9 protein-coding genes are annotated in these 9539 nt (G+C 54.1%); all 9 read right to left on the reverse strand.

The window, feature by feature from the left end; all coding sequences use genetic code 11:
- Window positions 1–922: SPFH domain-containing protein (locus ABF287_RS09935; RefSeq protein WP_347184852.1), on the reverse strand; the 922-nt coding region annotated here is incomplete at its 3' end.
- A gap of 12 nt (window positions 923–934) precedes the next feature.
- Window positions 935–1723, reverse strand: a complete 789-nt coding sequence (locus tag ABF287_RS09940; RefSeq protein WP_347184853.1) for a coniferyl-alcohol dehydrogenase — start codon at window positions 1721–1723, stop codon at window positions 935–937.
- A gap of 2 nt (window positions 1724–1725) precedes the next feature.
- Window positions 1726–3192 (reverse strand): aldehyde dehydrogenase family protein, encoded by a 1467-nt coding sequence (locus tag ABF287_RS09945; protein ID WP_347184860.1) that lies wholly within the window; start codon window positions 3190–3192, stop codon window positions 1726–1728.
- Between the two features lie 10 nt (window positions 3193–3202).
- On the reverse strand, window positions 3203–4330 hold the full coding sequence (locus ABF287_RS09950; protein ID WP_347184854.1) for an ABC transporter ATP-binding protein: 1128 nt from the start codon (window positions 4328–4330) through the stop codon (window positions 3203–3205).
- On the reverse strand, window positions 4323–5060 hold the full coding sequence (locus ABF287_RS09955; RefSeq protein WP_347184855.1) for an ABC transporter ATP-binding protein: 738 nt from the start codon (window positions 5058–5060) through the stop codon (window positions 4323–4325). Before ABF287_RS09955 ends, ABF287_RS09950 begins: the two co-directional genes overlap by 8 nt.
- Window positions 5060–5989: a branched-chain amino acid ABC transporter permease gene (locus ABF287_RS09960; RefSeq protein WP_347184856.1), complete on the reverse strand. Its 930-nt coding sequence runs from the start codon at window positions 5987–5989 to the stop codon at window positions 5060–5062. Before ABF287_RS09960 ends, ABF287_RS09955 begins: the two co-directional genes overlap by 1 nt.
- Window positions 5986–6852, reverse strand: coding sequence for a branched-chain amino acid ABC transporter permease (locus ABF287_RS09965; protein ID WP_347184857.1), 867 nt, complete (start codon window positions 6850–6852; stop codon window positions 5986–5988). Before ABF287_RS09965 ends, ABF287_RS09960 begins: the two co-directional genes overlap by 4 nt.
- 53 nt (window positions 6853–6905) lie before the next feature.
- On the reverse strand, window positions 6906–8099 hold the full coding sequence (locus ABF287_RS09970) for an amino acid ABC transporter substrate-binding protein (RefSeq protein ID WP_347184858.1): 1194 nt from the start codon (window positions 8097–8099) through the stop codon (window positions 6906–6908).
- A 142-nt stretch (window positions 8100–8241) separates the two neighbouring features.
- Window positions 8242–9129: a hypothetical protein gene (locus ABF287_RS09975; RefSeq protein ID WP_347184859.1), complete on the reverse strand. Its 888-nt coding sequence runs from the start codon at window positions 9127–9129 to the stop codon at window positions 8242–8244.
- Window positions 9130–9539 lie beyond the last annotated feature (410 nt).

The following is a 9539-nucleotide window of genomic DNA, read 5'->3' on the forward strand; positions in this document are numbered from 1 at the left end:
AAATTGCAATCTCGCGATCTTGCTCGGCAATAGAGAGCGCTTGCTCCCGCTCTACTTCAGCCGCTTGGATTGAGCGTTCCATGTCAATCTTGGCTTCTGTCGCCGCGCGCTCGCTCTCGGCTTTACGTTTCGCAACTTCTGCGATCTGAGCGGCGGCGAGTGTTTCGATCTCTTGTTGCTGCGCGATCTCTGCACGGCGTTCTTCTAGATCAATCTCAAGACGTTGACGCGAGGCTTGCATAGACGCGCGACGCACCGACACCTCGCTGTCTGCATCAATCTCTGCACGCTCCTTTTTGGATTTTGCAATGACCTCTGCCAGTTTGCGCATTCCTACCGCGTTAAATGCATTGTTCTCGTCCAAAGATGAAAATGGTGTTTGATCGAGACCGGTCAAGGACACGCTATCGAGTTGCAGTCCGTAGCGCGCAAGCGTGTCTTTCAACCCTTCACGCACTTCACCAACAAACTGCGCGCGGTTCTCATGAAGCTCATCCATCGACATACGTGCCGCAACACAGCGCAAAGCATCGACCAGCATACCGTCGATCAAATTGCGCAGCTCATCTCGTTGAAACGTGCGCTTGCCAAGGGTTTGCGCCGCACGTGTGATTGAATCCTCGTCAGGGATGACAGAGACGTAGAATTCCGCGCCAACATCGACACGTAAGCGATCTTGCGTGATCAAGGATGAATCTCCGCGTCGATCCACATCGAGGCGCAGAGTTTGCATATTCACGCGACTGATTTCGTGGAAATAGGGGATCGCAAGCACGCCGCCATCGATCACGACGCGACGCCCCCCTACGCCAGTCCGCAAAAGCGACACTTCGTTGTTGCCCCGCTCATACCACCAAGCAGCAAGTGCGATGATGATTGCCAAAAGAATGACTATGAGAATGATCCAGCCAATGAGCCCCATCTTTTCCCCTCCCTATAAACCGTGCGCGCGGCAGGTCAGATTTGACGCCATGCCACCGTCGGCCTGAATGTTGAAACCTCTGATCCACTGTGTCATGTCCGATAAAAGGAACATAATCACAGGGGCAATATCTTCGGGTGTGCCGGGCCGATCCATCGTGTCACGGTCCTCTGTCGCACGCGCGCCGAGCGTTTGGATAAAGTCGGCTAGGATTGGCGTATCCACCGGCCCCGGGCTGACCGCGTTCATGCGAATGCCGCGATCGCGCCACGTCCAGCGGTTCTGCATGGTCCATGTGATCAGCAACTCTTTGGAAAAGAAGTAGCTGCGACCGCCCTCAGATGACACTTTCCAGCGTTCGATAAACTCATCAAGATTGTGGTAATCCAGATGCTCCGCCGCTTTGATCGCATCAACCGCATTCGGCCAGCCATGCCCTGCAAGCGAGGCGACATTCACGATGCTCGCTGCATCGGTTAGTTTCGGAATGAGTCCATGGGTGAGACGCTTCAGCCCCAGCCAGTTCACCAACAACAATCGATTGGCAGGCTGCGTTGGCGGAAGCCCCGCATTGTTTACCAACCCATCAATGTCTTCTGGCAGCACATCAATCAGGGCATCAATGGTGCGCGGATCTGAGAGGTCCGCACGGTAGAACTCATCAACGTGATCGAAGCCCTTATTGATATCGACGCCCAAAACTTCGGCCCCTTGTTCGGACAGCAGGCGGGCCGTCTCAAGACCGATCCCTGAGGAACTGCCCGTCACCAAAATGCGTTTGCCTTTTACTATATCTTTCATGTTCAAAACACCGGAGGATATTGTTTTTGGCCACGATCCAGCGTGATCCAGCGCGTTTCAGAGAAGCTTTCTTGCGACCATCGACCGCCATAGCGTCCCAAGCCGCTGGCTTTGGTGCCGCCAAACGGTGCGTGGGCTTCGTCGTTGATAGGTGAGCAGTTGATATGGCACATGCCCGTTTCCAAATGCTGCGCGATGTCCATGGCGCGGTACTCATCGCGACTGATAATGCCCGCTGACAGACCATATTCCGTGTCGTTATTCATCGCGATCGCTTCGGCGTCGGTCTTGAACGTGGTGACCACAGCGACAGGGCCAAAGGTCTCATCGCGCCAAATGTCCATGTCGGAGGTGACATCGATAACAATCGTAGGCTCCACAAACTGTCCATTGACACCACCGCCAAGCACGATTTTGGCACCCTTCGCGACGGCATCATCAAGCTGGTGCTTCACGCGCTCCACTTGACGTTCGTTAATCAATGGGCCGATCACATTGGCTTTGTCAGCGGTATTGCCCGTCTTCAGTTTAGACGCGCGCGCAACGAAGCCTTTCATAAACTCTTCATAGACCTTTTCTTGCACCAACACCTTTTCAACGCTCATGCAGATTTGGCCCTGATGCATGAACGCGCCAAAGCTTGCAGAGGATGTCGCGCGCTCCATGTCTGCGTCTTCAAGGACGATAAGACTGTCTTTGCCGCCAAGCTCGATACACGCCTTTTTTAGATGCGCCCCACATTTTGCAGCGATGCGCCGACCCACCGCAGCAGAACCAGTGAAGGCCACTCCTTTGACCTTAGGGTTGTCGACCATCTCATCTCCGACCTCGGCCACATTATCACGCGAACAGGTGATGACGTTGAAAACACCGGGCGGCACGCCGGCTTCCTCCATGACTTCCGCAAAGAACAAACCGCCCAGGTAAGGCGTATCCTCAGAGGGTTTCAGCACAATCGTGTTACCCATCGCCATCGGCACTGAAAAGGGGCGCGTCGCCAAAATGCCCGGCATGTTCCAAGGCGTGATGATCGCGATCACGCCCATGGGCGTGCGCACGGCGTTGGAGACCTTGCCATGTAGCGAGGGGAGTACTTCACCAATCGGCGTATAGCACGCGGCGGCGGCAGCTTTGAACATTTCTGGCATGACCTTGGTCTCATAGACCCCTTTGCCATACCATCCGCCACCTTCGAACTGGGCAGCAGGGATATAATCACCAGCGCGGCGTTCGATGATCTCTGCGGCCTTAAGCATCAGATCAGCGCGCTCTTGAAACTTCAGCGCAGCCCAGGCTGGAAAGGCCGCTTGCGCCGCATCAATCGCGCGTTTTGTGTCGGCCCCCGTGGCGTCAGGAATGCGCGCCCAAAGCGCGCCGTCATTTGGGTTAATGTCATCAAACTGGCGCGGCGTTTGATGCCACTGACCATCGATATAAATCCCTTTAATCGCGGGGGCGGAGGCGGTCATGTCTAACACATCAATCCCTTTCGAACTGGCCCGATGGGCGGCGGCGGTAAACCTCGACGCGTGGGCGTTTGTAGACTTCAATGACGGGAGGCGGCGCTGAGGTTTGCTCTGTCACGGCCTTGGATGGAATGGATGCACGCGGCTCGCGCGGTGCCCGGCGACGGGCGTTCATTGCGGCTTGTTCGATGTCTTTCAATACCACTTCGATCGTGGAGCTCGCCAGTTGACGTGCGGCTGCCATTGTCTTTGGCGCAGAACCTCGCGGTGCTTCTGCAGAGGTCTTTGTCGCCACCGCGACCAGATCATCAATGGAACCGCCAATTTGTTGATCCGCACTGCGGCGTGGCGTGGGATTACCAGTCGGCTTGGTTGATTTTGTGACTTCAACAAGAGGAGTGGAGCGCGTCGATGGACTTGCCGAAGTCTTGCTGCCCACACCGAGATAAGCCCGCTGCACCGCGGGGTCATTGGCCAAGCGCGCAGCCGTATCTTCATGGGTGACTCGGGTGTTTTCCAAAAGGTATCCACGATCCGCAATTGCGAGACTTTGCTTTGCATTCTGCTCAACCAACAGCACTCCGATGCCAAGGTCTTTCACACGGGTCAGGTTCTGAAACAGCTCTTTGCACAGTAGCGGCGACAGACCCAAGGAGGGTTCATCCAACATCAAAATCTCAGGCGCAGACATGATCGCGCGGCCAATCGCAACCATTTGCTGTTCGCCCCCCGACATTGTGCGCGCGATCTGGCCTTGCCGTTCGCGCAGCTTAGGGAATTGCATCAAAACGCGCTCAAGATTTTCGCGTTCCGTTTCGCGTGCACCGGCAGAATATGCGCCCAGCAGCAGGTTCTCTTTCACTGTGAGATCACCAAAGATCCCACGACCTTCCGGTACAAGCGCCACGCCTTTTTCGACGATTGCGTCAGAAGACAGGCCTGTCAGGCTCTCTCCGTTCAACGTCACGTCACCTGAAACCTTGCCCTCACAAATCCCCGAAATCGCGCGTAACAGCGTCGATTTGCCAGCGCCATTTGCCCCAAGGATAACGACAACTTCGCCCGTGTTCACCTTGATTGATATATCATTCAGCGATGGATGCTGGCCATAGGCCGCAGAGAGGTTGGTGACTTCAAGCATCGTCATCCCCCAGATAAGCGCGGATCACGTCTTGGTCAGAGAGCACATCATCGGTTGTGCCGTCGGCGATTTTAGCACCTGATGACATGACCACACAGCGATCACACAGCGAGCGGATCGCGTCCATCACATGTTCGACCATCACGATAGTGCGGCCCTCATTGCGCAGGTTGTGGATCAGCTCAATTCCTGTCTCAAGCTCGGTTGGGTTCAACCCCGCGAGCCATTCATCCAGCAACAAAACCTTGGGTTCGCCAGCTAATGTGCGCGCCAGCTCGACGCGTTTTTGATCGATGTAGGTGAGCGAGGACACAGGCGCGTGGCTCATCGCGTCCATGCCGACACGCTCCAAAACGCTATGCGCGAAATCTTCGGCTTCCCGACCCCAACGGCGTTTGTGGCCGTAAACTGCACCTGCCATAACATTTTCTAAAACGGAAAGACCTGGCAACAAACGCACCAATTGAAACGTGCGCCCCACTCCTTCGCGGGCGATAATTTGCGGAGCCGCGTCAGAGATCAAACGCCCACGTAGCGAAATCCGACCATCCGTAGGGGCAAAGACCCCTGAGATCATATTGATCATCGTCGTCTTGCCAGAGCCGTTAGGCCCAATGATGCCAACCATCTCATGTTCGGCCACATCGAACGACATGTTCGAAACGGCCACCAATCCACCAAAGCGTTTAGTGATATTTTTGACTGAAAGGACTGCGCCGGCCTGCTTCATTAACGCCCCCTTGCGCGCGCGCGTAGTTGTTCGATCCGTCCGACAAAACCGTGCGGCAGGAAGTAGACGATCACCAAGAAAGCAACGCCAAGAACCAAGATTGACTGATTAGGGAAGTTTGAATCGACCCAGTTCCAGATCAACAAAAACGGGATCACGCCAACCACTGGCCCCCAAAGCCGTCCTGAGCCGCCCAAAAGCGCCATGATGACGACGAAGAAACTCAGCTGCGGGGAGAAGACTTGATTGGGTTCGATGTAGCTCCAACGCGGGGCGATAATAGCTCCGACGATGGCACCGAAAACGCCAGTGGTGGTGAACAGGATTACCTTGGCCATGGCGGTGTTGATGCCAACATGACGCGCGACGGTTTCATCGCCGCCAATAATACGCAGCGCAAAGCCAAGACGCGAACGGCTGATTATCCATCCCAGCAGGTAGACGCAACCCGCGGTCAGAAGCAGCATCCAATAAAGATGTGCATCGGTGAATTCCGTCAGAACATAAAGGCCGCGCGAGCCGAGGAAATTGTTCTGCACCCAGCTCACCAGATTGCGGATCATTTCTGCTAAACCCAGCGTGAATATAACGAAATAGACCCCAGACAAACGCAGCGTCGCAAGTCCGATCAGCGCGGCAAGCACACCGCCGATGACCGCAGAAAGCGCCAGCATCGACCAGAAACTCGCGTCATAATCGCTCATCCCAGAGCCAACGACAAAGCCACCAACCCCGAAGAACGCAGCAGAGGCGAGCGATATATAATGCGTCGGGCCAGAGAATAGCATCCACGATGTGGCAAGCGCCGTGTACATCATCACATCCACGCCAATCCCGAGCCAATAGCCATTGGACATCATCGGCCAGAACGCAGCGAGCGCGACAAGCACACCTGCCCAGATAAGCTCTTGCACGGTTGCAGGATTCATACTGCACGTCTCCCGAACAGGCCTTGGGGGCGGAACAACAGGATGATAACGAAGATGAAATAGGCGGCAGCAAGTGTCAGGCCTGGATCAACCAAAGTGGCGACACCTGTCTCCACAAGGCCAAGGATGATCGCCGCAACAATCGCGCCGCGAATTTCGCCCACGCCGCCCATGATGACGATGATCAGGGCTTTGAGCGTAAAGACTACACCGATTGAGGCGTCTAGCGTGATGAAGGTCGAAATCAACGCGCCGCCTACGGCGGTGATGGTGCCGCCCAATGCGAAAGTCAAAGCCGAAACGCGTGGCACGTTGATGCCCACAAGACCAGAGGCTTCTGTAGACACAGACACCGCGCGCACTGCAACGCCGGGGCGTGAGTAATGCAGCCAAATATAGAGCGCGGCGGCGATCAGTACCGCGAGCAAGAAAGCGACGAGGCGGTTCAGCGATGTGGTGGATCCCAAAATGGAGATCGGCTCGCTTAGGTATTTATAAAAGAAGAAGCCGCCCTCAATCGACACCATGATGCCGATAAAAATGAACGACATGCCAAAGGTGGCGAGGATACTATCAACCTCAAGCGCGCCTTGCGATTTGGAGCGGCGCACAAGAGGCGTCAGCAGGAAACGATAGATCAACCAGTTGCCGATAAAAGCGACGGGGATCACAAGAATAACCGTGAGGATCGGACTGATTTGCGCCGTTGTATAAAGCCAAAACGCAGCCAAAGCCCCCAAGACCAACACCTCGCCATTGGCGAGGTTCATGATCCGTGCAACGCCGTATTGCAAGTTCAGACCCATCGCGACAAGCGCATAGGTGCCTGACAAAAGCAGGCCGGAAACGAGTATGTCGAGCATTAGATCTCCCGAGAGTGGTCGGGCGGGAAAGTCCCCGCCCGTGCCAGTTCTTTTTAATCAGACCAACCGGTTTTTGCGCGCACAGGTACCGCGCCGATCACGTTAGATCCCTTCACACCGCGAAAGACGCCATCTTGCCACTGGCCTACGGACCAGAAGGTATTGGAGAAGTTGTTGGTAAAGCTCAGCTCGCCCATCACCGTTTCAAACGAGTTGTCCTTGATATACTGAGTGACAACTTCACGATCGAGCGTGGCTGCGCCAACAATCGCTTGTTCTAGGATCTGCAAAGACGCGTATGTGTTGGCGGATGCCCAATAGTCCGCGACTTTGCCCGTGATATCCATATGTGCTTTGCGGTAGGCCGCGATCGCTGGATTATCCACATTGGTACCGCCAGCACCCAAGACGTTGTTAATCTTGTTGCCATAAGCGCCTTTGAACGCTGGGAAGCTCGTCGCAACTGCAGAGTAATAAAGTTTTACGTCGAGGTCTTCGATAATCGCCTGCTCGGCAAGTCCGAAGCTGTCTGGTGGGTAGGACCAAGCAACGAACGCCTTTGCGCCACTCTCTTTGGCACCCTTCATTACAGGGCTCAAATCTGGTGTGCCCAGAGGGTAAGACTTGTCATAGACAATGTCGAAACCAGCTTCGCCGAATAGCTCGCGTGCGCGATCAGCAAGCTCAATACCGAAGGCGTCAGCCACATTGACCATCGCGATTTCGTTACCGATTTCACCAGCGTCACGTTGCTCGATCAGGATCTCTTTTACACCGTCCACGAAGGCCGTCGTGGTCCCAAGCGTGAAGAACAGGTTTGGATAGCGCGTTGTCAGCTCTTCCATCTTGTCAGTGATCGCAGAGACCGCAATCATCGGATAGCCGAACTTGCCATAGATCGGCGCGGTCGCGATGTTAAAACCAGTACCATATGGGGCAACCACGAAATCAACTTTGTCCTGCGTCGCAAGACGCTGCGCCAGTTTGATGTGCTCGCCAGGATTGGTTTTGTCGTCATACTCGATCAATTCGAGCATCTTCATTTCGCCGCCAACGTCCAGACCGCCGCGTGCATTCACTTCTTCCACCCAAAGGCGCACGTTGGGCCACTGTGTTACGACAGCGCCACCCGCAAGCGGGCCAGTCTTAGGTGCAATCGCACCGATCTTGATCATATCCTGAGCAAACAAGGACGTGCCGGCGACAGCTAACGCTGCTGCAAGGCCAAAAAGGCTTCTTCTATACATAGATTTCTCCCTGAATCGTTGTGTCAGATGGCCCATTACGATGCCGACTCGTTTGCGGTCGGAGAGCCTTATCTATAAATAGTGCATTGAACCTGTACGTTAAATCAATGCATTTGTTAATTGATTTTCGAGTACGCGGATTTTACTCTGCTGGTTCTGCCATCTTTGACGCGACGATAGACTCCTCGTAGGTCAGCTCACCAAGCCCATCTTCAAAGATGTTACGTTCGGCAATCCATTCCCGCGATTTATCAAAGATTTCACGCGAATAAGGTTCAAACACAATGCGCTCACCAGGTCCGAACAGACGCGTATCCATCTGATCTTTGAAGCGCTCTGGGAATTCGTTGCGATAGTAATGCGTGTAAAGCTCTTGGCGCAAATCGATGTCCTTTTGCGCCATACGCAGCGCGCTGAAATACTTTTCAACATCTTCAAGTTCTGCATCTTCTGAGACCATTGCCGCCATCATGAACGAGGTATCGAGCACTTTGCGATATCCCAATTGCTCCATGAAATAGTAAGGCCCGCTGAACAAGCTGACCGCAGGCACAACTCCATCGATCAGGTTCTCCATCCGCTTGAAAAGGAGGCCATCAGCAAAGCTGAGATTGATCTCGTTATGCGACAAGAATGGCTCAAGGGCTTGGATAGTCGAATAGTGACTGCCCGATTGGAAACCTACTGAAATTGGCACATTTGCGAGATCTTCAGGCGTTTCGATATCACTGTCATTTGGAACGAAGATCCCACAGGGCGAGACAGAATATGCGTTCGCATATAGCTTGCCATGACCCGACGCAGCCGCGACGTTGACTGTCCAATGGCACGCTGAACTGACGTCACAAGTACGCCCTTTTTCAAAGGTCTGATACGCTCCAACGCGATCCCCGAGATCGTGGCGATCACCTGTGGCAGACAGCAATTGATCTTCTAACTCATATGCGAGACCGACCTCAACAAAATAGCCTTTCTCGACAGCAATCCACTCATGCAAGCGCATGTGCGGCGCGATAATAAACTTGCTCATAACATCCCTCTCTAGAGTAGCTTTTACGTCATGTTGGCAGTTTTGAGGGAAATAGACCAGCCCTACAACTTTGGTATATGTTTTAAACAAATTCAATAAGCTGGAGGGAAACGAATATGAAGGTACTGTCAGATTAAACTTGGTTGAAGCGGGCAGGGTGGGTTTGTAGCGTCCGTAAATGACAAAACACTCTCCATTTCGCTACTTCAAAACCAGCCCTGAAGTCATTCGTTTGGCGGTAAACCCTTAATCGTCATCAGGCATAAGCCCCGCATCCTCGAGCTGGCGCTCAAGCCGCTTTAACTCACCTAGAACCCGACGCCCGACCTTTGCCGCATGGCGCTGGGCTGCCAGCTTTTCTTTCGTCTGCCGCCCGTGCTTCAGATTAGCCTCTGAGATGCGCTGTAAGC

This window comes from Pacificibacter sp. (assembly GCF_039769035.1).
In the GTDB taxonomy this organism is placed as follows: domain Bacteria; phylum Pseudomonadota; class Alphaproteobacteria; order Rhodobacterales; family Rhodobacteraceae; genus Celeribacter.